This is a genomic window from Schumannella sp. GW821-FHT10F01 (assembly GCF_058809295.1).
Genome location: NZ_JBXASM010000003.1, coordinates 1 through 21,533, shown reverse-complemented (window position 1 = coordinate 21,533; position 21,533 = coordinate 1). Strand labels below are relative to the sequence as shown.

At 72.8% G+C, this 21,533-nt stretch carries 18 protein-coding genes and 1 tRNA gene; 13 read left to right on the top strand and 6 right to left on the bottom strand.

The window, feature by feature from the left end:
* Window positions 1–81 precede the first annotated feature (81 nt).
* Window positions 82–2,454 carry a DNA polymerase III subunit gamma and tau gene (locus AC1RSJ_RS04950; RefSeq protein ID WP_493117236.1) on the top strand — a complete coding sequence of 791 codons (2,373 nt, stop codon included), beginning with the start codon at window positions 82–84 and terminating at the stop codon, window positions 2,452–2,454.
* Window positions 2,454–3,050 carry a recombination mediator RecR gene (recR, locus tag AC1RSJ_RS04945; RefSeq protein ID WP_493117235.1) on the top strand — a complete coding sequence of 199 codons (597 nt, stop codon included), beginning with the start codon at window positions 2,454–2,456 and terminating at the stop codon, window positions 3,048–3,050. The genes AC1RSJ_RS04950 and recR overlap by 1 nt, the downstream gene beginning before the upstream one ends.
* Before the next feature lie 90 nt (window positions 3,051–3,140).
* Here recR and AC1RSJ_RS04940 read toward each other — a convergent pair whose 3' ends face one another.
* Window positions 3,141–3,650: a PaaI family thioesterase gene (locus AC1RSJ_RS04940; protein WP_493117234.1), complete on the bottom strand. Its 510-nt coding sequence runs from the start codon at window positions 3,648–3,650 to the stop codon at window positions 3,141–3,143.
* A 129-nt stretch (window positions 3,651–3,779) separates the two neighbouring features.
* Here AC1RSJ_RS04940 and AC1RSJ_RS04935 point away from each other — a divergent pair, with 129 nt between their 5' ends.
* The 8 genes from AC1RSJ_RS04935 to AC1RSJ_RS04900 all read left to right on the top strand — a co-directional run bounded on the left by AC1RSJ_RS04935 (window position 3,780) and on the right by AC1RSJ_RS04900 (window position 12,464).
* Window positions 3,780–5,045 carry an aspartate kinase gene (locus AC1RSJ_RS04935; protein ID WP_493117233.1) on the top strand — a complete coding sequence of 422 codons (1,266 nt, stop codon included), beginning with the start codon at window positions 3,780–3,782 and terminating at the stop codon, window positions 5,043–5,045.
* Between the two features lie 29 nt (window positions 5,046–5,074).
* Complete coding sequence (locus tag AC1RSJ_RS04930) at window positions 5,075–6,139, top strand: aspartate-semialdehyde dehydrogenase (protein WP_493117232.1); 1,065 nt, start codon at window positions 5,075–5,077, stop codon at window positions 6,137–6,139.
* Window positions 6,140–6,205: 66 nt separating this feature from the next.
* Complete coding sequence (locus tag AC1RSJ_RS04925) at window positions 6,206–7,711, top strand: malate:quinone oxidoreductase (RefSeq protein ID WP_493117231.1); 1,506 nt, start codon at window positions 6,206–6,208, stop codon at window positions 7,709–7,711.
* Window positions 7,712–7,881: 170 nt separating this feature from the next.
* Window positions 7,882–9,537, top strand: coding sequence for an ATP-binding cassette domain-containing protein (locus tag AC1RSJ_RS04920; RefSeq protein ID WP_493117230.1), 1,656 nt, complete (start codon window positions 7,882–7,884; stop codon window positions 9,535–9,537).
* Window positions 9,534–9,788: a hypothetical protein gene (locus tag AC1RSJ_RS04915; protein WP_493117229.1), complete on the top strand. Its 255-nt coding sequence runs from the start codon at window positions 9,534–9,536 to the stop codon at window positions 9,786–9,788. The genes AC1RSJ_RS04920 and AC1RSJ_RS04915 overlap by 4 nt, the downstream gene beginning before the upstream one ends.
* A 185-nt stretch (window positions 9,789–9,973) precedes the next feature.
* Entirely contained in the window at window positions 9,974–11,074 is a 1,101-nt protein-coding gene (locus AC1RSJ_RS04910) for an Rv2578c family radical SAM protein (RefSeq protein ID WP_493117228.1), read from the top strand.
* 38 nt (window positions 11,075–11,112) lie between these two features.
* Window positions 11,113–11,796: a response regulator transcription factor gene (locus AC1RSJ_RS04905; protein WP_493117227.1), complete on the top strand. Its 684-nt coding sequence runs from the start codon at window positions 11,113–11,115 to the stop codon at window positions 11,794–11,796.
* Window positions 11,797–11,798: 2 nt separating this feature from the next.
* Entirely contained in the window at window positions 11,799–12,464 is a 666-nt protein-coding gene (locus tag AC1RSJ_RS04900; RefSeq protein WP_493117226.1) for a thymidine kinase, read from the top strand.
* A 26-nt stretch (window positions 12,465–12,490) separates the two neighbouring features.
* Here the strand turns inward: AC1RSJ_RS04900 and AC1RSJ_RS04895 are convergent, their stop codons facing one another.
* The 4 genes from AC1RSJ_RS04895 to AC1RSJ_RS04880 all read right to left on the bottom strand — a co-directional run bounded on the left by AC1RSJ_RS04895 (window position 12,491) and on the right by AC1RSJ_RS04880 (window position 16,941).
* Window positions 12,491–13,168, bottom strand: a complete 678-nt coding sequence (locus tag AC1RSJ_RS04895; protein ID WP_493117225.1) for a Type 1 glutamine amidotransferase-like domain-containing protein — start codon at window positions 13,166–13,168, stop codon at window positions 12,491–12,493.
* Between the two features lie 108 nt (window positions 13,169–13,276).
* Window positions 13,277–13,353 (bottom strand) — tRNA-Pro (locus AC1RSJ_RS04890).
* Between the two features lie 23 nt (window positions 13,354–13,376).
* Window positions 13,377–14,339 carry a metallophosphoesterase gene (locus tag AC1RSJ_RS04885; RefSeq protein ID WP_493117224.1) on the bottom strand — a complete coding sequence of 321 codons (963 nt, stop codon included), beginning with the start codon at window positions 14,337–14,339 and terminating at the stop codon, window positions 13,377–13,379.
* Between the two features lie 31 nt (window positions 14,340–14,370).
* The gene (locus AC1RSJ_RS04880) at window positions 14,371–16,941 is read right to left on the bottom strand and encodes a transglycosylase domain-containing protein (RefSeq protein ID WP_493117223.1); all 2,571 of its coding nucleotides are present in this window, start codon (window positions 16,939–16,941) and stop codon (window positions 14,371–14,373) included.
* A 49-nt stretch (window positions 16,942–16,990) separates the two neighbouring features.
* On the opposite strand from AC1RSJ_RS04880, the gene sp36 reads away from it, so the two are divergent.
* Together sp36 and AC1RSJ_RS04870 are read left to right on the top strand one after the other, a co-directional pair.
* Complete coding sequence (gene sp36 / locus AC1RSJ_RS04875; RefSeq protein ID WP_493117222.1) at window positions 16,991–17,155, top strand: Sp36 family protein; 165 nt, start codon at window positions 16,991–16,993, stop codon at window positions 17,153–17,155.
* The gene (locus tag AC1RSJ_RS04870) at window positions 17,152–17,613 is read left to right on the top strand and encodes a RidA family protein (RefSeq protein ID WP_493117221.1); all 462 of its coding nucleotides are present in this window, start codon (window positions 17,152–17,154) and stop codon (window positions 17,611–17,613) included. Before sp36 ends, AC1RSJ_RS04870 begins: the two co-directional genes overlap by 4 nt.
* 119 nt (window positions 17,614–17,732) lie before the next feature.
* On the opposite strand, the gene acs is transcribed toward AC1RSJ_RS04870, so the two are convergent.
* Window positions 17,733–19,694, bottom strand: a complete 1,962-nt coding sequence (gene acs / locus AC1RSJ_RS04865) for an acetate--CoA ligase (RefSeq protein WP_493117220.1) — start codon at window positions 19,692–19,694, stop codon at window positions 17,733–17,735.
* A 498-nt stretch (window positions 19,695–20,192) separates the two neighbouring features.
* On the opposite strand from acs, the gene AC1RSJ_RS04860 reads away from it, so the two are divergent.
* Window positions 20,193–21,293, top strand: coding sequence for a TadA family conjugal transfer-associated ATPase (locus AC1RSJ_RS04860; protein ID WP_493117219.1), 1,101 nt, complete (start codon window positions 20,193–20,195; stop codon window positions 21,291–21,293).
* Window positions 21,294–21,533: the final 240 nt, after the last annotated feature.

Genomic DNA, 21,533 nt, shown 5'->3' with positions numbered 1-21,533 from the left:
GCCCGACGGGTGGTCGCGCGGGCTCTCCACCGGCGCCGTCGGGGCCCGGCCGGCGTCGGCGGGGTCGCGTAGTCTGAGCGGGTGGTCACCGCCCTCTACCGCCGCTACCGGCCGGAGACGTTCTCCGAGCTGATCGGCCAGTCGCAGGTGACCGATCCGCTCCGGACGGCGCTCCGCACCGACCGGGTGAACCACGCCTATCTCTTCAGCGGTCCGCGCGGCTGCGGCAAGACGACGTCGGCGCGGATCCTCGCCCGCTGTCTCAACTGCGCGACCGGCCCCACCGACACCCCGTGCGGCGAGTGCGCCTCGTGCGTCGAGCTCGCCCGCGACGGCGGCGGCTCGCTCGACGTGATCGAGATCGACGCGGCCAGCCACAACGGCGTCGACGACGCCCGCGACCTGCGCGACCGCGCCGCCTTCGCCCCGGCGCGCGACCGCTACAAGATCTTCATCCTCGACGAGGCCCACATGGTGACCTCGCAGGGCTTCAACGCGCTGCTCAAGCTCGTCGAGGAGCCGCCGGAGCACGTGAAGTTCATCTTCGCGACGACAGAGCCCGAGAAGGTCATCGGCACGATCCGCTCGCGCACGCACCACTACCCGTTCCGGCTCGTGCCGCCCGCGACGATGCTCGACTACCTGCAGGAGCTCTGCGAGCAGGAGGGCGTCTCGGTGCAGCCGGGCGTGCTGCCGCTCGTCGTGCGCGCCGGCGGCGGATCGGTGCGCGACACGCTGTCGCTGCTCGACCAGCTCATCGCGGGCTCGGAGGACGGCGTCGTCGGCTACGAGCGCGCCGTCGCCCTGCTCGGCTACACGCCCGCCGCCCTGCTCGACGAGGTGGTGGACGCCGTCGGTGCCGCCGACGCCCCGGCCGCCTTCGCCGCCGTCGACCGCGTCGTGCAGACCGGCCAGGACCCGCGCCGCTTCGTGGAGGACCTGCTCGAGCGGCTCCGCGATCTCATCGTGGTCGGCGCGACGGGCGGCGACGCGGGTGCGGTGCTCCGCGGTGTGCCGCAGGACGAGCTCGACCGGATGTCGCAGCAGGCGACCTCCTTCGGCCAGGCGGAGCTCTCCCGCGCCGCCGACGCCGTCAACGCCGCGCTGACCGAGATGACCGGCGCGACCTCGCCGCGGCTCCACCTCGAGCTCATGCTCGCCCGCCTGCTCGTGCCCGCCGCGGACGCGACCGGCCGCGGCGCCCTCGCGCGCGTGGAGCGGCTCGAGCGCCGTGTCGGTATCGATGCGCCCGCCGGTGCATCCGCGCCGCCGTCCGGGGCGCCCGCTCCGGCGTCCGGCGCATCGGCGCCGGGTCGGAGCGCACCTCCGGCGCCCGCCGCGACGGCGTCGTCCGCACCGGCACCGGCTCCGGCACCGGCTCCGCTCCCCGAGGAGGCCCGCCAGAGCCGTCTCGAGCGGTCGCCCGCGGCACCGGCGAGTGCGACGAAGGCGGCACCCGAGGACTCGGCGGCACCCGCCGCATCCGCCCCGGACGCACCCGCCCCGCCCGCGGCAGCGCCCGCCGCCGAGCCGCGCCGTGCGGAGCGTCCCGAGGCGCCCGCCGCCGTCGGACCGCTGAGCCTGCAGCAGGTGCGCGACGCCTGGCCCGAGGTCATCGAGGCCGTCTCGCGCACGAGCCGCAAGTCGTGGATGGCCGTCTCGACCTCGCAGGCCCGCGAGCTGCGCGAGGACGTGCTCACCGTGACGTTCCCGAGCGCCGCCGACGTGTCCGCGTTCAAGACCGCGCAGCCCGGCTCCGACAGCGCGAGCGAGCACCTCCGCGCCGCGATCCTCGAGGTGCTCGGCACCCGCGTGAAGTTCATCGCCCGGCCCGACGGCCCGGCCGCGGCCCGTGCGGCCGCGGCGCCCGCACCCGCGGCGCCTCCCGAGCCCGCGGCGTCGGACGCCGGCGGCTGGTACGTCGCGCCGATCCCGGACGGCGCGTCCGCCTCCGCCGACTCGGCGTCCGGGGCCACGCCCGACGGGGGCTCCGCGAGCGCCCCGGATGACGGCCCCGCCGCCTGGAAGGCCCCGCTCTCGGATCCCGCGCCGGCCGCGGCGACGCCTGCCCCGGCGACCGCGACACCGCAGGCCGGTGCGGCGGCTTCCTCCGCTGCGCCCGAGCCCGACGTCGCCGACGACGAGGAGCCGCCGGACGACGAGTACCCGCCGGACGACCCGGACGGCGCCCCCGCGGCGCCCGCCGCTGTGCCGACCGGCTCCCCGGCCCGCACCGCGCCGAGCGCCGCGGCCGCCGCGCCGACGACCCGTCCGGCACCGGCCGCCCGCACCGCCCCCGCGCCGACCACGCGACCCTCACGCTCCGCCGCGCCCGCGTCCAGCCGCTACGGCGAGGCCGTCGTGCGCGAGCTGCTCAATGCGAGCTTCCTCGAGGAGACGACAGTCGCGCCCCGCGTGCGCCCTGAGCCCTCGAGCCCCGAGTCGGAGGGCTGATGTACGAGGGGATCGTGCAGGAGCTCATCGACGAGCTCGGGCGCCTGCCCGGCGTCGGCCCGAAGTCCGCGCAGCGCATCGCGTTCTACATCGTGCAGACGGAGACCTACGACCCGACGCGGCTCAGCACCGTGCTCGCCGACGTGCGCGACAAGGTGCGCTTCTGCCAGCGCTGCGGCAACGTCGCCGAGGGCGAGCTGTGCTCGATCTGCCGCGATCCGCGCCGCCGGCAGGACGTCATCTGCGTCGTCGAGGAGGCGAAGGACGTCGTCGCCATCGAGCGCACCCGCGAGTTCCGGGGGCTGTACCACGTGCTCGGCGGCGCGATCAGCCCGATCGACGGCATCGGGCCCGACGAGCTGCGCATCACCCAGCTCGTGAAGCGGCTCGCCGACGGCGAGGTGACCGAGGTCATCCTCGCCACCGACCCGAACCTCGAGGGGGAGGCGACCGCCACGTACCTGAGCCGGCTGCTCATCGCCCCGGGGCTGACGGTGTCGCGGCTCGCGTCGGGGCTGCCGGTCGGCGGCGACCTCGAGTACGCCGACGAGGTCACGCTCGGCCGAGCCTTCGAGGGCCGCCGCGCGGTCGACTGACCCCGCTCCTTCGAGAGCCGCAGCGCGGCCGACTGACCCGCACGTCCGTCCCGGCAGTCGACTGACCCGCGCTCCCTTCCGGATCGAGCCTCAGCCCGCGGCGCCGTCCAGGGGGATGACGAGCAGCGAGCTCGTGGCCGTCGCGATGAGCCGGCCGGCCTCGTCCTCGACCGTCGCCTCGGCGAACATGACGCGGCGCCCGGGCTTCACGACCCGGCCGCGGCAGGTCAGCCGGCCCATCCCCGGTTGCGCGCCGCGGAGGTACTGCACCGAGAGGTCGATCGAGGTGTAGCCGACCCCGGCCGGCAGCAGCGACTGCACGGCGCAGCCGGTCGCCGAGTCGAGGATCGTGCAGAGCACCCCGCCGTGCACGGCGCCGATCGGATTGAGATGGAACTCCTGGGGCCGCACGGTGAAGACCGCCGTGCCCTCGGCGACCTCGCCGAGCTCGAAGTCCATGAGCCGCACGATCGGCGGCGGGGGCAGCTCGCCGCGGCTCATCGCCAGCAGGAACTCGAGTCCGGTCATCCCGCGGGAGGCCGCGAGCGGGGGAGCGGGATCCTCCCAGTCGAAGGTGCGCGTGCGGAGCGGATCGGTCATGCGCCGATCCTGCGACGCCGGCGCGCCGTGCGCGCGGATCTGCACGAACCCTCCAACGGCGGCGCACGGAGGGGCCTCCGCCGCTCGATAGGATCGACCCATCCCGTCCCGCACCATCGGAGTACCGCCGTGGCCCTCATCGTGCAGAAGTTCGGCGGCTCGTCCGTCGCGAACGCCGAGAGCATCAAGCGCGTCGCGAAGCGCATCGTCGAGACGCGCCGTGCGGGCAACGACGTCGTCGTCGCGGTCAGCGCGATGGGCGACACGACCGACGAGCTCATCGATCTCGCCCACGAGGTGACGCCGCTGCCGGATCCGCGCGAGATGGACATGCTGCTCACCACCGGCGAGCGCATCTCGATGGCGCTGCTCGCGATGGCTATCAAGAGCATGGGCCACGAGGCGCGCAGCTACACCGGCAGTCAGGCCGGAATGATCACCGACGCCCAGCACGGCGCCGCCCGCATCGTCGACGTCACCCCGGTGCGCGTGCGCGAGGCGCTCGATGAGGGCGCGATCGCGATCGTCGCCGGCTTCCAGGGCTTCAACCGCGACTCCCGCGACATCACCACGCTCGGCCGCGGCGGATCGGACACCACCGCCGTCGCGCTCGCCGCGGCGCTCGGCGCGGACGTCTGCGAGATCTACACGGACGTCGACGGCGTCTACACCGCCGACCCGCGCATCGTGCCGCGGGCTCACAAGATCTCCGCGATCACGAGCGAGGAGATGCTCGAGCTCGCGGCGGCCGGCGCGAAGGTGCTCTACATCCGCGCCGTCGAGTACGCCCGCCGGCACGGCGTGACACTGCACGTGCGCAGCAGCTTCAACAACCACGAGGGCACGATCGTCAGGAACGGCCCCGAAGGAGACAACGTGGAAGAGCCGATCATCACCGGCGTGGCCGGCGACCTCACCGAGGCGAAGATCACCGTCGTCGGCGTGCCCGACGTGCCCGGCAAGGCCGCCGAGATCTTCACGATCGTGGCGAAGACCGGCGCGAACATCGACATGATCGTGCAGAACGTGTCGGCCGCCGCCACCGGCCGCACCGACATCTCCTTCACGCTGCCGAAGTCCGACGGCCAGAAGGTGCTCACCGCCCTGACCGGCGAGAAGGGCGTGGTCGGCTTCGAGTCGCTGCAGTACGACGACCAGATCGGCAAGCTCAGCGTGGTCGGCGCCGGCATGCGCACGAACGCCGGCGTGAGCGCGCAGCTGTTCACGGCCCTCTCGGATGCCGGCATCAACATCGAGATGATCTCCACCAGCGAGATCCGCATCTCCGTCGTCACGCGGGCCGACACGCTCGCGCAGGCCTCGCGGGTCGTGCACACGGCATTCGGGCTCGACGCGGACGACGTCGCCGTCGTCCACGCCGGCACCGGCCGGTAGCCCTCCGCACGCGCCGGTAGACTCCGGCCATGAGTTCGAACGGCATCCGCCTCGGCGTCGTCGGCGCCACCGGCCAGGTCGGCGCAGTCGTGCGCCGCCTCCTCGAGGAGCGCGACTTCCCGGTCGCCGAGATCCGCTTCTTCGCGTCGGCCCGCAGCGCCGGCACGACGCTGCCCTGGAAGGGCGGCGAGATCGTCGTCGAGGACGCCGCCACCGCCGACCCGTCCGGACTCGACGTCGCCATCTTCTCGGCGGGCGCCACGATGTCGAAGGTGCAGGCGCCCCGCTTCGCCGAGGCGGGCGTGCTCGTCGTCGACAACTCGAGCGCCTGGCGGATGGACCCCGACGTGCCGCTCGTCGTCAGCGAGGTGAACCCGCACGCGCTCGACGAGGCCGTCAAGGGCATCGTCGCGAACCCGAACTGCACCACGATGGCCGCGATGCCGGTGCTCAAGGTGCTCGACGCCGAGGCCGGACTGACCCGCCTCATCGTGAGCACCTACCAGGCGGTCTCCGGCGCCGGCCTCGCCGGCGGCCGCGAGCTGCTCGCCGAGGCGGAGGCCGCGGTCGCGCAGGACGCGCTCGCGCTCGTGCAGGACGGTTCGGCCGTCGACTTCCCGGCCGCCGAGGCGTTCCCGGAGACCATCGCGTTCAACGTCATCCCGCACGCCGGCGACTTCCTCGGCGACGAGCCGGACGCCGAGACGGTCGAGGAGGCGAAGCTGCGCAACGAGTCGCGCAAGATCCTCGAGCTGCCGGACCTGCCGGTGAGCGGCACGTGCGTGCGCGTGCCCGTCTTCACGGGCCACTCGCTCTCGATCAACGCCGAGTTCGCCCGCGAGCTCAGCCCGGAACGCGCGCGCGAGCTGCTCGCGTCGGCGCCGGGCGTGCAGCTCGAGGACGTGCCGACGCCGCTCAAGGCGGCCGGCGCCGACCCGAGCCTGGTGGGCCGCATCCGCCGCGATGAGGGCGCCCCCGAGGGCCGTGGCCTCGCGCTGTTCATCAGCAACGACAACCTCCGCAAGGGCGCCGCGCTCAACGCGGTGCAGATCGCGGAACTCGTCGCGCAGCGGCTCGGCGCGCCCGTCGCCTGAGCCGCCCGGCCCGGGTCCCTGAGCCGGTCGAAGGGCCGTCGGCTCCGCGCCGCCGTCCGGAATAGGATGGGGGACGTGAGTGAGCCGATCGACGTCGCCCTGATCGGCGGGGGGATCATGAGCGCCACGCTCGGAACCCTGCTGAAGCAGCTCGAGCCCGGCTGGAGCATCTCCGTCTACGAGGCGCTCGGCGACGTCGCGGTCGAGAGCTCGAACCCGTGGAACAACGCGGGCACCGGCCACTCCGCCCTCTGCGAGCTGAACTACACGCCGCAGAAGGCCGACGGCTCGATCGACATCGCGCAGGCCGTCAAGGTCAATGAGCAGTTCCAGGTGTCCCGCCAGTTCTGGGCGCACCTCGTCGACCAGGGTCTGCTGCCGGACCCGTCGCGCTTCCTCAGCACCGTGCCGCACATGAGCTTCGTCTGGGGCGCCGACAACGTCGAATACCTCCGCAAGCGGTTCGAGGCGCTGCGCGACCACCCGCTGTTCGCCGGCATGGAGTTCAGCGACGACGCCCGCGTCATCCGCTCCTGGGCGCCGCTGCTCATCCCCGGCCGGGCGAAGAGCCAGCCGATCGCCGCCACCCGCTTCGCCGACGGCACGGATGTCGACTTCGGATCGCTCACCCGCATCCTGCTCGGCGGCCTCACCGACCGCGGCGCGAAGCTGAAGACCGAGCACCGCGTGATCGGGCTGAAGCGGCGGAACGGGCTCTGGCACCTCCGCCTCCGCCACGAGATCGGCGGCACGCCGGTCACCGTGGCGGCGCGGTTCGTGTTCGTGGGCGCCGGCGGCGGCGCGCTCAACCTGCTGCAGAAGGCCGGCATCCCCGAGATCCGCGGCTACGGGGGCTTCCCGATCAGCGGCGAGTTCCTGCGCACCGACGACCCGGAGGTCGTGGCGAAGCACTCGGCGAAGGTCTACGGCAAGGCGGCCGTCGGCTCGCCCCCGATGTCGGTGCCCCACCTCGACACCCGCGTCGTCGACGGCACCCCGAGCCTGCTGTTCGGGCCCTACGCCGGGTTCTCGACCAAGTACCTCAAGCACGGGTCGCTGCTCGACCTGTTCCAGGCGCTGCGTCCCGGCAACATCTCCACGTTCCTCGGTGCGGGACTGAAGAACCTCGACCTCGTGAAGTACCTGGTCAGCCAGCTGCTCGCGAGCCGCGAGGACAAGCTCGACGCGCTGCGCGAGTTCGCTCCGCACATCGAGCCCGCGGACTGGCGGCTCATCACGGCCGGCCAGCGCGTGCAGGTCATGAAGAAGGGCCCGGACGGCAAGGCCGTCATCCAGTTCGGCACCGAGGTCGTCAGCGGGGCCGACGGCTCCATCGCCGGCCTGCTCGGCGCCTCGCCCGGAGCGTCGACGGCCGTGCCGATCATGCTCTCGCTCGTCGAGCGCTGCTTCCCGGACCGCATGGACGCCTGGCGCCCGCGCATCCTCGAGATGGTGCCGACCTACGGCACGCAGCTCTCGGACGACCCGGCCGTCGCGGCGCGGGTGCAGGGCGAGACCGCCCGCGTGCTCGGCATCGGGTCACAGGCGATCTCGGCTCCCGAGAACGCCTGATCAGGGCCGGTATTCCGCACGCGGAATACGAACCGATCCGGCGCCGGGGGTTGACTCCTCCGACGAGCGGTGCCTAGAGTCACTCCCCGTGTGGATCTGACTCCTTCTCCCTCCCCGCGTCCGAGGCGTAGCCCGGCGGGGTCTTCTGCGGATCGAAGGACACCCCTGCATTGCGAGAAACGACCACGGTCGTCGTGCGCGCCGACGCCATCAGCCATTCCTACGGAGATCGCCGCGTGCTCCGCGATCTCTCCCTCACGGTCTCACCGGGCCGCCGCGTCGGCCTGATCGGCGAGAACGGGGCCGGCAAGTCGACGCTGCTGCGCCTGCTCGCCGGCGTCGAGTCGCCGGACAGCGGTGCCGTCACCGCGCCGACGCGCACCGGGCTGCTCTGGCAGGAGGTGCAGGTCGCGCCGGACGCCGTGCTCGGCGACATCGTCGAGCGCGAGCTCGCGCCGCTGCGGGCGCTCGAGCGCGAGCTGAAGGCCTCAGCACTCGCGATCGGGTCGGACCCGTCCGCCGACGACCGGTACGCCCGGGCGCTCGACGAGGCCGAACGGGTCGATCTCTGGAGCATCGACGCGCGCCGCGACGAGCTGCTCGACGGGCTGGGGGTCGGCGGGCTGCCGCTCGACCGCCCGGTCACGGAGGTCTCCGGCGGCCAGCGCTCCCGGGTCGCGCTGGCGGCGCTGCTGCTCGCCCGCCCGGACGCGCTGCTGCTCGACGAGCCGACCAACCACCTCGACGATGCCGCGGTCGCCTTCCTGACGACGCAGCTCCGCGCCTGGCGCGGGGCGATGATCTTCGCCAGCCACGACCGCGCGCTCCTCGACGAGGTGGCGACCGAGCTGCTCGACATCGACCCGTCGGCACGCGGCGGGGCGACCCGCTACGGCGCCGGAGCGGCCGGGACCGGCGCCTTCACGGAGTACCTCGCCGCGAAGGCCGCCGAACGCGCCCGCTGGGAGCAGCGCTTCGCCGAGGAGGGCGCCGAGCTGGCACGGCTCGACCGCTCGGTCGCCGTCACGGCGCGGGCGATCGAGAACGACCGCCCGCCGCGCGACAACGACAAGTTCCTGCACGACTTCAAGGGCGGCCGGATCGCGAAGCAGGTGTCGCGGCGCGTCCGCAACGCGGAGGGGCGGCGCGACGAGCTGCTCGAGTCGCGCGTGGACGCCCCGCCGCCGGTGCTCGCGTTCGCCGGCATCCCGTCCGGCGCGCAGGTGCTCGAGGACGAGGAGGCGCTGCTCCGTCTCGACGGCGTGCGCGTCGCGGGGCGGCTCGAGGTGCCCTCGCTCGCGATCGGGCCGGAGGATCGCCTGCTCGTGACCGGCGCGAACGGCGCGGGCAAGTCCACCCTGCTGTCGGTGCTCGCGGGCACGCTCCCCGCAGACGGCACCGTGCGGCGCCGCCGCGGCCTCCGGGTCGGGCTGCTCAGCCAGGACGTGCGCTGGGAGCGCCCGGATGCCACGCCCCGGGCGCTGTGGGAGCGCCGCGTCGGCTCGGCGCGGGCCGCGACGCTGCCCCTGGCCGATCTCGGCCTGCTCGCCGAGCCGGACCTCGACCGAGCCGTCGGGACCCTGTCGATCGGGCAGCAGCGCCGCATGGCGCTCGCGCTCGTGGTGGCGAAGCCGCCGCACGTGTTCCTGCTCGACGAGCCGACCAACCACCTGTCGCTGCGTCTCGCCTCGGAGCTCGAGGACGCGCTCGGCACCTACCCCGGAGCGGTCGTGATCGCCAGCCACGACCGCTGGCTCCGGGCCCGCTGGCACGGACAGGAGCTCGCGCTGGAGCGCGGGCGCATCATCCAGGAGGTGGCGGCATGACCGCGGCAGAGAACAGCACGGGCGGATCGGGCGCGGGTCAGGGCTTCGGGCTCGGAAGGAAGGCCCCGGACCCGGAGCAGGACCTCACGGCTCGGCGCCGCCTCGGGGGCGAGGAGGCCGTGCGGCTCCCTGGCGCCGACGGCGCCCCGCCCTCGGTGAGCGCGACCGGTCCGGCGCAGCCGGCCCACGACATCCGTCCGCAGAAGTCGGCGCCCCCGCCGCGTCGGATCGTCGCCCCGCGCCCTCGCTGACCGCCCTGGCGCCGGGCCCGCTCCGGGCCCGGCGCGGTCCGGCAGGGTCCGCCCGACCTGTTCCAATGCTGCGCATCGGCACGAGTGCGAGACGATGTTCCGCGTCATCCGTGACGATGCGCAGCATTGTTCGGAGAAGGGCATGCTGCCTTGCGTGCGGATCGAACGTGTGTTCGAATGTCGGCATGCGGTGGAGCGGACAGGAGCTGACGTCCGAATCGGATGCCGCCCTGCCCGGGCTCGCCCGGCTGAGCAATCTCGTGCGATCCACGACGACGCCGGAATTCGCGGGCGTCGTGTTCCACGAGGTGCTCGCGAAGAGCGCGCTCAACCACGTGCCGACCGCGGAGGCGCTGCCGTTCGGCTGGACGATCAATCCCTACCGGGGCTGCACGCACGCGTGCACGTTCTGCTTCGCCCGCAACACCCACACCTATCTCGACCTCGACGCGGGCGCCGATTTCGACAACCAGATCGTGGTCAAGGTGAACATCGCCGAGGTGCTCCAGCGTGAGCTCGCCCGGCCGTCGTGGGCCCGCCCGCCCGTCGCGCTCGGCACCAACACCGACCCGTACCAGCGCGCGGAGGGCCGCTACCGCCTCATGCCCGGCATCACCGCGGCGCTCGCCGCGTCGGGCACGCCGTTCAGCATCCTCACGAAGGGCACCCTGCTGCGCCGGGACCTGCCGATCCTGCAGGCCGCGGCCGAGCACGTGCCGGTCGATCTCGCCATGTCGATCGCCGTCTTCGACCCGGAGCTGCAGAAGTCCGTCGAGCCGGGGGCGCCGAGCGCCGACGCCCGGCTCGCCACGATCTCCGCGGCCCGGGAGGCGGGCTTCGCGCCCGCCGTGTTCCTCATGCCGGTGCTGCCCTACCTCACCGACAGCCGCGCCCACCTCGACGCGGCGCTGGCCCGGATCGCGGAGGCCGGCGCCGCGAGCGTCGCCTACTCCGCGCTGCACCTGCGCCCCGGCGCCCGCGAGTGGTACCTCTCCTGGCTGGAGCGGGAGCATCCGGACCTCGTCGGCCGGTACGCGGACATGTACCGCGGCACCGCGTACGCGCCGAAGGACTACCGGCGCTGGCTGGCCGAGCGCATCCGCCCGCTGCTGCGCCGGCACGGGCTCGACCGCACCCGCACGGAGCCCGCGACCGGGGCCATCCGGAGCCGCGGGCACGATGCCGCGACGACGGGCCGCGCGGGGGCCCGGCTCACCGGCGACGGACTGCTCGCCGCCGAGCTCACCCCCGCGGCGGCGGGCGCCCTGCAGCCGACGCTGTTCTGACCCGTCCGCTGCGGCCCGATGCCCAATACAGTTGATCCATGACAGCGGTGGACGGCAGGACCGCGGGCGGGCTCGCCCCGCGTGCTCCCGTCCGCCTGGCCATCCTCGACGACCACGAGGTGCTGCTCGACGCCCTCACCAGCTGGATCGAGACGAACGCCCCGGACTTCGACGTCGTGGTGTGCGCGCCGACCTGGCTGCAGCTCGTGCACAGCCCGCACTTCCCGACCGACCTCGTGTTCCTCGACCTCCAGCTCAGCGAGCCGGTGTCGATCGAGGCGCGCGTGCGCACCTGCCGCGCGGCCGGGGCGAAGGTCGTGGTGCTGACCAGCATCGACACCCGCGAGGCGCGCGAGCGCTCCCTCGCGGCCGGCGCCGCCGAGTTCCTCACGAAGGCCATGCCGATGGCCGAGGTGATGAACGCCGCGCGCCGGGTCATGGGCATCGAGTCCGGGGGCCTGGCGCAGAAGCAGTGGCGTCCGCTGCCGACCGGCGCGGTCGTCGACGCCCGCCCGAAGCTGAGTCCGGGCGAGGAGGAGGCGCTGCGCCTCTACGTCGCCGGCAACAGCACGGCCGAGGTGGCGCGCCACATGAACGTGCAGTACGAGACGGCGAAGACCTACCTGCGGCGCGTGCGCGAGAAGTACGCCCGCGTGAATCGACCGGCGGGAAAGAAGGCGGAGCTCATCCGCCGGGCCGCCGAGGACGGATATCTCCAGTAACGATGGCGAAGCTCTACTTCCGCTACGGGGCGATGAACAGCGGCAAGTCGACGGCGCTGCTCCAGGCGGCGTTCAACTACGAGGAGCGCGGGCAGCAGGTGCTGCTCGCGAAGCCGGAGGTCGACACGAAGGGGGAGTCGTCGATCGTCTCCCGCCTCGGGGTGTCGCGCCCGGTCGACTTCGTGATCTCGCCGGACGCCGTCGTGCTCGAGGAGTTCGCCGCCCGCCGGCGCGACATCATCACGAGCACCGGCCGCGACCTCAGCTGCCTGCTCGTGGACGAGGCGCAGTTCCTCAGCGAGGAGCAGGTGGACGACCTGCTGCGCATCGCGATCCTCGAGGGCGTGCCGGTGCTCGCCTACGGCATCCGCACCGACTTCCAGACGGTCGCCTTCCCGGGCAGCCGGCGCCTGCTCGAGGTGTCGCACTCGCTCGAGGAGCTCAAGACGATCTGCCGCTGCGGCCGCAAGGCGATCTTCAACGCCCGCGTCGTCGACGGCCGGTTCGTGTTCGACGGCGACCAGGTCGCGATCGACCAGGGCTCGGTCACCTACCAGTCGCTCTGCGGCCAGTGCTACCTCGACGAGAGCGACGGCGTGCTCAACAACGGCTGGCGCCCGCGCATCGACTTCTCGTACCGGTCGGCTCCCGACGCCGACTTCATGTAGGCCCGGCCGATCCCGCCACCCCGCCCTCAGCGGTCGAGCCGCCGCCAGGTGCCCTCGGAGACCACCTCGACCTCGCCGCCGACCACGCTGAGGGCCGTCGCGTCGTCGATCACGTACGCGGGCACGTCGATGAGCTGGAACCAGCGCTCGGCGGTGGCCATCGTGTTCGAGGGCAGGTGGGGGTTGTCGAGGTGCGGGAAGATCGCCTCGTCGATCAGCCCGAGCGTCGCGTCGCGCTCGATTCCGCCGTCCTCGGGCGGTATCCAGCTCATGAAAGGACGCCCGATCCGCGGCGTCATCACCATGCTGCCGGCGCTGACGCCGACCCAGACCGTGTCGTCGAGCTCGGGGAGCAGGTCGGCGAGGCCGGAGCGCCGCATCCAGTAGGCGAGGTAGATCGCGTCGCCGCCGTGCGAGAGCAGCGCGTCGGCGCTCCGCACGGCCTCCACCCAGTGCTCGCGCTCGATCGAGGGCAGCGCGGTGAGCTCGAGCAGGCCGATCGACTTCCAGCCCACCTGGGTCAGCGGTCCGTCGGGCTGCCCGACCACGTTGAGGTAGCCCTGCTCGACGCCGTTCGGCTGCGGATGGCCGGCGGTCGGGATGTACAGCGCCGTGGCCTCGTCGATCGGCTTGCCGAGCAGCCGGACCAGGGCGTCGCGGATCGTGTCGTTCTGGATGCCGCCGGAGGTGAGCAGGAGTCTCATGCCCGGGATGCTACCGAGGAGCCCTGACGCGCCGGCGCCCGCGGTCGGCGAGGCGACACGCCCCGGGAACGGGAAGAGGGACCGCCGCTGCCGGCGATCCCTCTGTGCTGGTCGGGGTAACAGGATTTGAACCTGCGGCCTCGTCGTCCCGAACGACGCGCGCTACCAAACTGCGCCATACCCCGGTGCTGCCGCGGACGGCAACCTGTCAAGGATAGCCGATGTCGGCGGCGGTCAGGGTCACGACCACCGCCTCCGGCGGCACCCCGAAGCGGACGGGCGCGTAGATCGACGTGCCGAGCCCCGCGGAGACCTCGAGGAAGGCGCTCGCGCGTCCGTGCGCCCACACGCTGAGCCCGCTGGCCTGCGACAGCGGCAGGTCGCAGTTCGCCACGAGGGCGGGACGGCCGGGGATCGTTACCTGGCCGCCGTGGGTGTGGCCGGCGAAGATCAGCTCGGCGCCCTGGGTGACGAGCGCGTCGAGCACCCGGCGGTACGGGGCGTGGGTGACGCCGATGCTCAGCACCGGGCCGTCGTCGTCCGACCACTCGACGCCCTCGCGGAGCTCCTCGACGGCGCCCGGCAGGCGGTCGAGCCGGGCCCACCCCGCGTGCGCGTCGCCGGTGCCGAAGAACTCGATGCGCGTGCCGCGCACCTCCATCGCGCGGGCGGCGTTGTTGAGGTCGAGCCAGCCGAGCCGCTCGGTGAGGAAGCGGTCGAGGCCCGCGGTGTCGAGGTCCTTCGGCCGCACCGTGCGGGCCCGTCTCGTGTCGAAGTAGGCGAACGGGTTCTTCGGCACCGGGCCGTAGTAGTCGTTCGAGCCGTGCGCGAAGACGCCGGCGGCACCCGAGAACGGCTCGAGCGCGTAGCGGATCGCGTCGAGCGCGTCGCGCTGGCCGAAGTTGTCGCCGGTGTCGACCACGAGGTCCGGCTCGTAGATCGCGAGCGAGCGGATGAACTCCTGCTTGCTCCGCTGCCACGGCGCCATGTGCAGATCACTGAGGTGCAGGATGGTGATGTCGCGCGACCCGGGCTCGAGCACCGGCAGCACCTCGTGACGCACGGTCCAGCGGGTGCGCTCGACGAGCACGCCGTAGGCGAGCGCGGCGGCGCCCGCCACCGCGGTGGTGGCGAGCGCGGCGCCGGCCGCGCGGCCGAGCGCGGGGCTCACGCGGAGACTCCGTCGCTCGTCACGGCGCGGCTCAATTGCACTTGAACTTCTGCACGGTCAGCGTGATCTGCTGCGACTTGCTCGTGATCACACCGCCCGCCGGATCTTGGGCTACCACCTTGTTGTTGGCGGCATCCGTGGGCGCGCCGGCCTCCTGGCAGGTCTGCTGGATGCTGCTGAAGCCGGCCGTCTGCAGCTGGGACTGCGCGTCCTGGTACGAGAGGTTCTTGCCGCTCGACACGTCGGGCACGCTGACGCCCTGCCCGTCGCTGGTGAAGACGGTCACCGTCGTGCCCTTCGCCACCGAGCTGCCGGACGGCGGGTCCGTCGACACGATGGAGCCCGCGGGCTTCGTCGAGGGCACCGTGCCGCCGTCCGCGTAGGTGAGGTCGGCCGCCTCGATCTTCGACTGGGCGTCCGCGAGCGAGAGCCCGGAGACATCCGGCACGATCGTCGGCTTGCCGGTCAGCATCGACGGGTCGGCCTTTGCCAGCGCGACGCCCTTGTGCGTCTTGTCGACCGCCGTGCCGACCGCCTTGAAGAGCTTGTGGCGGATCAGCGCGGCCTGCGTGCCCTTGACGGAGATCTTGCGCAGGTTCTGGGTGCCCTGGATGTTGCCGACCCAGACCGCGGTCGACGCGGCCGAGGACGAGCCGACGGTCCAGGTGTGGATCGCGTCGTCGGTGGTACCCGTCTTGCCGAGGTAGTCGGTGCCGTCGTTCGGGTTCGACCCGCCGACCTGCGCGGTGCCGCCGGAGGAGAAGACCGCCTGCATCGCGTAGGAGGTGGCGTCGGCCACCTTCGAGTCGATCGCCTGCGTGCACTCCTGCTGCTGGCCCGGGAGCTCGGTGTTGTCCGGTCCGACGATCTTGTCGACCGCGATCGGCTTGCAGAACGTGCCGTGGTCGGCGATCGCGGCGTAGGCGCCGGCGAGCATCAGCGGGCTGACGTTGTTGCCGCAGCCGCCGATGACGCAGGAGGGGTACATCGAGAGGTCGGCCGTCGGGTCGTTGGCCGGGAAGATGCCGAGGCTCTTCGCGATCTCCGCCGTGCGGCACTGGTCGACCTTCGTGGCCATCTGCAGGAACACCGCGTTGACGGAGCGCGCCGTGGCGCGGATGACGTTGTAGCCGCCCTGCTCGTTCGCGTCGTTCTTGAACTTGTAGGTGCCGCCGCCGGCGCCGGTGCAGCTGTTCTTGAACTTGCTCACCGGCAGCGATCGCACGCCCGCGTCGAACGTCTGGTTCAGGCCGTTGCCCTGCTCCAGGTAGTTGATGAGGGTGAACGGCTTGTACGTCGATCCGGGCTGGAAGCCGCGGGCGCCGCCGTGCGAGATGTCGGAGTTGTAGTTGATCGCGGTGAGGGCCGGGTTGACGGCGTTCGGATCCTGGCCGTCGTCGAAGTCCTTGTTCTGCGCCATCACGAGGATGCGGCCGGTGCCCGGCTCGACGGTCGAGGCGGCGGCGCCGAGATCGAAGCGCGTCTCGGTCGGCGGCGCGTAGTTCTGCAGCGCCGTGCGCGCCGCGGCGTTCGCGGCCATGTCGAGCGTGCCGTAGAGCTTGTAGCCGCCGACGGCGAAGTTCGCCTTGCGCTCGGAGGCGGTCGAGCCGAGGGCCGCGATGTCCTGCACGGAGTTGACCATGTAGTCGCAGAACAGCGAGACGCTCGGGTCGGCCAGGCGGCAGCCGTTCTTCGGCGGCGTCGGCTTGAGGAAGTTCGCGTCGACCGGGATGGCGACGTTCTGGTCGTACTCGGCCTTCGTCAGATAGCCCTGCGAGTACATGTCGCGGAGGATCTGGTCGCGGCGGGTCTGGTTCGCCTTGAAGTTCTTCTCCGTCAGCAGCGACTGCGTCGACGGGTTCTGCACGATCGCCATGATGCTCGCGGCCTGGGCGGGCGTCACATCCGCGGCGTTCACCGAGAAGTACTGCATCGACGCGGCCTGCACGCCGTAGGTGTTGCGCCCGAAGTTCGCGATGTTCAGGTAGCCCTGGAGGATCTGGTTCTTGGTGTACTTCTTCTCGAGGCTGATCGCGAGGCGCATCTCCTGCACCTTGCGGCCGAGGTCCGGCGAGTACTGCTCGGCGAGGAGCTTCTTCTTCTCCGCCGCGGTCTTCGTCTTGTCGTTGTAGATCTGCTGGACCTTGATGTTGCGCACGGTCTGCATCGAGATCGTGGACGCGCCGCCCGAGTCGCTGCTGCCGCCGGCCTGGCCGATCGCGGCGCGGATGACGGACTGCAGGTCGACGCCGCCGTGGTCGTAGAAGCGGCGGTCCTCGCCCGCGATCGCCGCCTCCTTGAAGTACTTGCTCATGGAGTCGAGCGGGATCTCCTGCCGGTTCTGGTCGAACACGGTGGCGATCTTGACCGGCGTGCCGGCGGCGTCGGTGAGGTAGATCTCGTTCGCCTGCTTCTGCTGGCCGAGCGTGATGTAGCTCGGGAGGCTCTCGAAGAGGCTGATCGAGTTGTTGGCGGTCATGCCGGTGACGGCGATCGCCGGCGCGGCCATGACGGTCACGAGGACACCGGCGAGGGCCGAGAAGCCCAGGGTCCCGACGAGGGCGCCGAGCTTGGAACCCGGCGACTTTCTCTGGGCAGACATGCCGATAGGGTACGCGAAGACCGTTCCCGCCTAGCTGTAAGGACCCCCTATGCCGACGTGGGAGTACATGACGACCCCGCTCATCATCCACAACACGACCGCGATCCTGAACAACTGGGGCGCGCAGGGCTGGGAGCTCGTCCAGATCGTGCAGGGGCCGGAGGGCGGGCTCGTGGCCTACCTGAAGCGCCGCAGCGACGAGGCCGCCTCGTGAGCGCCGTCGCCGACCGCCTCGCCGAGCTCGGCCTCGTGCTCCCCGCCGTCGCCGCGCCCGCCGGCGCCTACGTTCCGGCCGTCGTCAGCGGCGACCTCGTCTTCACCGCCGGCCAGCTGCCCTTCGTCGACGGCGCCCTCCCCGAGACCGGCAAGGTCGGCGCGGAGGTGTCCGCGGAGGCCGCGAAGGACTGGGCGCGCCAGTGCGCGCTCAACGCCCTCGCCGCCGCCGAGTCGGCGATCGGATCGCTCGACCGCGTGACCGGCGTCGTCAAGGTCACCGGCTTCGTGGCGTCCGACCCGTCGTTCAGCGGCCAGCCCGGTGTGCTCAACGGCGCCTCCGAGCTGCTCGGCGAGGTCTTCGGCGACGCCGGGAAGCACGCCCGCAGCGCCGTCGGCGTGGCGGTGCTGCCGCTCGACTCGCCCGTCGAGGTGGAGCTCATCCTCCGCTTCGCCTGACCGCCGCGCGGATCCCCGACCCGCGCCCCGGATCCCTGAGCCTGTCGAAGGCTCCTCCGGCCGCGCCGGATCCCTGAGCCCGTCGAAGGGTCTTCGGCAGGCTCAGGAACCGGACGCGCTCAGCGCAGCTGGTCGGTGATGATCTGCATCACGCTCGTGTCGGCGAGGGTCGTGGTATCGCCCACCTCGCGGCCCTCCGCGACGTCGCGCAGCAGTCGTCGCATGATCTTGCCGGAGCGCGTCTTGGGCAGCTCGTTGACGATGAACACCTGCCGCGGCCGCGCGATCGCGCCGATCTGGGTGGCCACGTGGCGGCGCAGCGCCTCGGACGCCTCTGCGGCGGTGGCGACATCCGCCTGGCTGGCCTTCACGATCACGAATGCGACGACCGCCTGCCCCGTGGTCTCGTCGGACGCGCCGACCACGGCGGCCTCCGCGACGTAGGGGTGCGAGACGAGCGACGACTCGATCTCGGCCGTCGAGAGGCGGTGACCCGACACGTTCATCACGTCGTCGACGCGGCCCAGCAGCCAGATGTCGCCGTCCTCGTCCTTCCGGGCGCCGTCGCCGGCGAAGTACTTCGGGCCGCCCTCCGCGTCCTGGAAGCGCTCCCAATAGGTCTCCTTGAACCGCTCCGGGTCGCCCCAGATGCCGCGGAGCATGCTCGGCCAGGGCTCGGTGACGACGAGCAGGCCGCCCTGCCCGTTCTCGACCGGCGTGCCGTCGTCGCCGAGCACGTCGACGGAGATGCCGGGCAGGGGCACCTGCGCCGAGCCCGGCTTCAGCGTCGTGATGCCCGGCAGCGCGCTGATCATGATCGCGCCGGTCTCGGTCTGCCACCAGGTGTCGACGATCGGCGTCGCGCCGCCGCCGATGATCTCGCGGTACCAGACCCAGGCCTCCGGGTTGATGGGCTCCCCGACGCTGCCGAGCAGGCGGAGGCTGGACAGGTCCCACTTCTGCGGCTCCTGGCGTCCCACCTTCATGAAGGAGCGGATGGCCGTCGGCGCCGCGTAGAGCAGGCTCACGCCGTACTGCTGCACGATCTCCCACCAGCGCCCGGGGTGCGGGGTGTCGGGGGTGCCCTCGTAGATGACGCTCGTCGCGCCGTTCGCGAGCGGGCCGTAGACGACGTAGCTGTGGCCGGTGATCCAGCCGACGTCCGCCGTCGACCAGTAGACGTCCGTCTCGGGGTGCAGGTCGAACACGTTGCGGTGCGTGTACGCGGTCTGCGTCAGGTAGCCGCCGGACGTGTGCAGGATGCCCTTCGGCTTCCCCGTCGTACCCGAGGTGTAGAGGATGAAGAGCGGGTTCTCCGCCTCGAACGCCTCCGCCTCGTGCTCGGCCGACGCGGTCTCGACGCTCTCGTGCCACCAGAGGTCGCGGCCGTCGGCCCACTCCACCTCGTTCTCACCGCGGCGCACGACGAGCACGTGCTCGACCGTGCTCGCCCCGTCGGCGAGAGCGGCGTCGACGGTCGGCTTGAGCGGGAAGACCCGGCCCTTGCGCCAGCCGCCGTCGGCCGTGATCACGACCTTCGCCTCCGCGTCGTCGATGCGGGAGCGCAGGCTGTCGGCGCTGAAGCCGCCGAACACGACCGAGTGGATGGCTCCGAGCCGCGCCGTGGCGAGCATCGCCACGATGGCCTCCGGCACCATCGGCATGTAGATGGCGACGCGGTCGCCCTGGCCGACGCCGAGGTCCGCGAGCGCGTTCGCGGCCTGCTTCACCGACGCGGTGAGCTCGGCGTAGGTGATGCTGCGGCGGTCGCCGGGCTCGCCCTCCCAGTGGTAGGCGACGCGGTCGCCATTGCCCGCCTCCACGTGGCGGTCGAGGCAGTTGTAGGCCACGTTGAGCCGGCCGTCGGCGAACCAGGTCGCGAACGGCGGGTTCGACCAGTCGAGGGTCTGCGTGAACGGGGTGTGCCAGTGCAGCAGGCCGCGGGCCTGGTCGGCCCAGAAGCCGAGCCGGTCGGCCGCGGCCGCCTCCGCGAGCTCCGGTCCGGCGACCGCCCCGGCCGTGAAACCGGGGGTCGGCGGGAAGCGGCGGTCTTCGTGCAGCAGGCTGTCAATCGAGGTCATGGACGTCGTCATCCTCAGTTCGATCGCGGCGTGCCTGGTTCGCCGCGAGGGGTGGTCGATGCCCCGATCCTATGCCCGTGCCGGAGGCCGGACGGCGGGTGCGGGACCGCCGCGGATCCACCCCCACGCCACGCCCTGAGCGCCTTGCGGGACCCCCCTTTTGGAGTACACTCGGGACCAGCCGAGCGCGATCTCGGCTCGCAGTGCGCGCGATTCCCCCCAATCACCGCATCTGCAGTGGCGGCGCCCGTTCCCCCCAATGGGCGCCGCCCCTCTCTTTAATGGATGTGCCGTGGCGCGTCCGGATCCTGAGCCGCCACTTCCGGATCCCTGAGCTCCACGTCCGGATCCCCGAGCCGCACTTCCGGATCCCTGAGCCTGTCGAAGGGTGGTCCGGCCCACCACGTCCGCTCCTCCCCAGCCGACGGTCGGGCGCGCCCGTCCACGGATCCTCGCCCGGCGCCGCGGCGCGGACCGATCCGGCGCCACCATCGGCGCATGTCGTCCGAGGTGCCGTTCGTCGCCCGCCCGCCGGGCACCCTCCGTCGCGGCCCGGCGCCCCCGCCGGTCGACACCGGGCCCCTCGCGCCGCTGCTCGCCGACGCCCGCACGACCGACGTCTTCGTCACCGGCGACGGCGCCGTCTGGCTCGACCGCGGCGGCGGGGTCGAGCGGGTGCCGGGCGGACCGCTCAGCCCGGAGGCGGCGCGCGACCTCGCCGTGCGGCTCGTCTCGGCCGGCGGACGGCACGTCGACGAGGCGACGCCGTGCATGGACGTCCGGCTGCCCGGCGGGCTCCGCGTCCACGCCGTGCTGCCGCCGATCTCGCCCGGCGGTGCTCTGCTCTCGGTCCGGGTGGCGCGGCGGGATCCGCTGGACCTCGCGGCGCTCGAGGCGGCCGGGTTCTTCGCCGCGGTGCCGGCTTCCGCGCTCCGCGAGCTCGTGCTGGCCCGCCGGAACCTGCTCATCACCGGCGCCGGCGGCAGCGGCAAGACGACCCTCCTCGGCGCGCTGCTCGCGCTCGCGCCGCCGACCGAGCGCATCGTCGTGCTCGAGGACGTCGGCGAGCTGCGCGTCGCGCATCCGCATGTCGTCGCGCTCGAGGCTCGCCAGCCCAACCTCGAGGGCGCGGGCGGCGTCGGACTCGAGCGGCTGGTGCGGGAGGCCCTGCGGATGCGGCCCGACCGGCTCGTCGTGGGGGAGTGCCGCGGACCAGAGCTGCGGGAGCTGCTCGCCGCCCTGAACACCGGGCACGACGGCGGTGCCGGCACGCTCCACGCCAACTCGCTCGAGGACGTGCCCGCGCGCCTGGAGGCGCTCGCCGCCTCCGCCGGGCTCGGGCCGGAGGCGCTGGGCAGGCAGGCGGTCAGCGCGCTCCATGCGATCGCGCACGTCGAGCGCACCCCGACGGGACGCCGGCTCGGCGCCCTCGGCCGACTCGTGCTCGACGACGCCGGTCGGCTCGGGGTCGAGCGGCTCGTGCTCGACGCAGACAGGCGGTCCGGCGCCGCGCCGCCGGGGAGCGAAGCCTCACGGGTGACGCGACCCGACGTGGCGGACCCGCGCACCGGGTCCCGGCCGGCGGCCGGTCCGGTGTGAGCGCCGTCGGCCGAGCCGCAGGCCGCCGCCGTCGCGGCAGGGGCCGTGACGGGAGCCGACGCGACGGCGGCGACCCGCGCATCCCGTCCACGGTGCAGCGGCTTGCGGTGCTGCTCGACGCGGGCCTGAGCCCGGCGGCCGCGTGGTCCGCGGTCGCGACCGCGCCCGGGGCGCCCGCGGTCGTCGCCTCGCTCCACGCTCCCACCGCGCACGAGCCGCCCGCCGCGCTGCGCCGCGCGG

Excerpts from the sequence above, each read along its gene's own strand:
- AC1RSJ_RS04915 (WP_493117229.1), top strand. The coding sequence starts at position 9,534 with ATGACCGCGGCAGAGAACAGCACGGGCGGATCGGGCGCGGGTCAGGGC.
- sp36 (WP_493117222.1), top strand. The coding sequence starts at position 16,991 with ATGCCGACGTGGGAGTACATGACGACCCCGCTCATCATCCACAACACG.
- AC1RSJ_RS04900 (WP_493117226.1), top strand. The coding sequence starts at position 11,799 with ATGGCGAAGCTCTACTTCCGCTACGGGGCGATGAACAGCGGCAAGTCG.
- recR (WP_493117235.1), top strand. The coding sequence starts at position 2,454 with ATGTACGAGGGGATCGTGCAGGAGCTCATCGACGAGCTCGGGCGCCTG.
- AC1RSJ_RS04860 (WP_493117219.1), top strand. The coding sequence starts at position 20,193 with ATGTCGTCCGAGGTGCCGTTCGTCGCCCGCCCGCCGGGCACCCTCCGT.
- AC1RSJ_RS04930 (WP_493117232.1), top strand. The coding sequence starts at position 5,075 with ATGAGTTCGAACGGCATCCGCCTCGGCGTCGTCGGCGCCACCGGCCAG.
- AC1RSJ_RS04895 (WP_493117225.1), bottom strand. The coding sequence starts at position 13,168 with ATGAGACTCCTGCTCACCTCCGGCGGCATCCAGAACGACACGATCCGC.
- AC1RSJ_RS04880 (WP_493117223.1), bottom strand. The coding sequence starts at position 16,941 with ATGTCTGCCCAGAGAAAGTCGCCGGGTTCCAAGCTCGGCGCCCTCGTC.
- AC1RSJ_RS04925 (WP_493117231.1), top strand. The coding sequence starts at position 6,206 with ATGGGGGACGTGAGTGAGCCGATCGACGTCGCCCTGATCGGCGGGGGG.
- AC1RSJ_RS04910 (WP_493117228.1), top strand. The coding sequence starts at position 9,974 with ATGCGGTGGAGCGGACAGGAGCTGACGTCCGAATCGGATGCCGCCCTG.
- AC1RSJ_RS04940 (WP_493117234.1), bottom strand. The coding sequence starts at position 3,650 with ATGACCGATCCGCTCCGCACGCGCACCTTCGACTGGGAGGATCCCGCT.
- AC1RSJ_RS04905 (WP_493117227.1), top strand. The coding sequence starts at position 11,113 with ATGACAGCGGTGGACGGCAGGACCGCGGGCGGGCTCGCCCCGCGTGCT.
- acs (WP_493117220.1), bottom strand. The coding sequence starts at position 19,694 with ATGACCTCGATTGACAGCCTGCTGCACGAAGACCGCCGCTTCCCGCCG.